Origin of the sequence: Mycobacterium neglectum, assembly GCF_002591975.1 — a bacterium.
Lineage (GTDB): Bacteria > Actinomycetota > Actinomycetes > Mycobacteriales > Mycobacteriaceae > Mycobacterium > Mycobacterium neglectum.
In genome coordinates, this window is record NZ_NVQE01000102.1 from 1 (window position 1) to 1,501 (window position 1,501).

General features: G+C 62.2%; 1 pseudogene. It reads left to right on the forward strand.

The features are described 5' to 3' along the window. Window positions 1–249: 249 nt before the first annotated feature. Window positions 250–1,374 (forward strand): annotated as a pseudogene (locus CSQ99_RS30545) (IS1634 family transposase); the annotation flags it as partial. Between the last annotated feature and the right edge of the window lie 127 nt (window positions 1,375–1,501).

A 1,501-nucleotide genomic window follows, 5' to 3' on the forward strand; every position in this document is an offset into this window, starting at 1 on the left:
CATCGCTACCCAATTCCTCGGCGGCTCGAACTTCGCCTCTTTCGGCTTCGGCGCGGGCACCGGCGGATTGAGCAACACCCAAAGCGTTCGCAACATCAGCGTCACCGCCACCTTCGAAGGCCAGGCGGGCTGACCACTTAAACCTGACTTAGGACACTGTCGCTGGGATTTCTGAGTTGCACTCGTTTGACCTGGCGTTTCCCCATGCTGGGGGCACTAATTGGGGCACTAAGCGGGTAGGTTTTGGTGGTGGCGTACGTGCGGAAGGTGCGCACCGCCTCGGGTGCGGTGGCGGTGCAGGTGGTGGCAAAACAGCGTGGCCGCCGCGAGATCCTGGCCCATGTCGGATCCGCTCACACCGATGCTGAGCTGGGCATTCTATTGGAGAAGGCCCGCGCGATCGCCCTCGGTGATCAGAGCCAGCTCGAGTTCGAGGTACCAGCGCGCACCGAGTCGATCCATGATGTCTGCGACGGGAGCACCGCGACGCTGTTCAGGCCGCCGCCCGAGACCACAGGCGCCTCGGCCGGTCCGGGGCGCACAACGGGCACCAGTTCGCGGCTGCTGTACGAGGCGCTCGGCGCCACCTATGACGGGCTGGGTTTCGATGCCGTCGCCGATGAGGTGTTTCGGGATTTGGTGATCGCCCGGATCGTCGAGCCGACTAGCAAGCTCGACTCTCTTCGGGTCCTGACCGACCTGGGAGCAAATACCGTGTCCTACAGGACCATTCAACGACACTTGCAGTCGATCAACACGGGCAGGTACCGGGATGTGATCACCAAGAAGTGTTTCGCGCACTCCCGTGACCGGGGCACGTTGAGTCTGCTGCTCTACGACGTGACCACCCTGTACTTCGAGGCCGAGAACGAAGACGACCTGCGCAAAGTCGGCTATTCGAAAGAACGCCGGGTGGATCCACAGATCGTGGTCGGGTTGCTGGTGGACCGGACCGGGTTCCCGCTGGAGATCGGCTGCTTTGAAGGCAACACCGCCGAGACCACCACGATCGTGGCGATCCTGGAAGGCTTTCAGAAGCGCCACGATTTGGCCGGGGTGCCGATGGTGGTGGCCGCTGACGCCGGCATGTTGTCCTGGACTAATTTGAAAGCCCTTGATGGGTCCGGGTTTTCGTTCATTGTCGGTTCGCGTACCACCAAAGCCCCAGGGGATCTGGCCAGCCACTTCCACTGGCACGGCAATGCTTTCACCGATGGGCAGATCATCGACACTGTCACCTCGCGTCGCGGGTCCACGGTGGTCAACAACACCAAGCTCAAAGCCGAACCGGTCTGGACGGCGGTCGAGCATCCGAAAGCGTGGCGGGCGATCTGGCAGTACAGAGCTGCCCGGGCACGCCGCGATCAGAAAACCGGCTCTTCATGATTGAGGGTGTAGAACGGTCAGCTGCTGTCGGCCTGTGATTGGGGTGTCTGGTTGGCTGGGTGTGTGCCGGAGAAGAAGCGGAAGAGTAAGAGGAAGAGCGCGGTGTCCGGGGGTG